This is a genomic window from Pseudoflavonifractor sp. 60 (assembly GCF_009911645.1).
Taxonomy (GTDB): domain Bacteria; phylum Bacillota; class Clostridia; order Oscillospirales; family Oscillospiraceae; genus Lawsonibacter.
Map to the genome: position 1 here is coordinate 1 of NZ_QWKI01000357.1, position 356 is coordinate 356.

Sequence of the window (356 nt, forward strand, 5' to 3'; positions counted from 1 at the left end):
TTCGCCATCAGCTTTTTCCTGCACCGCAGCCAGGTATCGGCGGGAACAATGCCCTCGCTGGGGGCCAGTACAAGGATCTGATTTTTCAGCTCCTTGTTTTTTCGTTCCTGCACGTCCCGGCCCTGGTAGAGATAGCAGCCGTTGGTCCCGGCGAAGTCCGCCGCCTCGTTCACCACCACGGCTCCCTGCCCCTTGAAAAACTCGTACAGCTCCAGGTCAGCCTGGGCGTAAATCGGGTTGCGGAGCATTTGAGAAATGAAGCCCCGGCGTAATTCCTTTTCATACACCAGGATACCCTCCTGGGCGAAGTACCGGGCGATGTCTCCGAACGACGTGGACGGCTCGGCGTACATCTC

At 58.4% G+C, this 356-nt stretch carries 1 protein-coding gene; it reads right to left on the reverse strand.

Annotated elements, in window-relative coordinates; translation table 11 throughout:
• Positions 1 to 356: recombinase family protein (locus tag D1646_RS22370; protein ID WP_201754812.1), on the reverse strand; the 356-nt coding region annotated here is incomplete at both ends.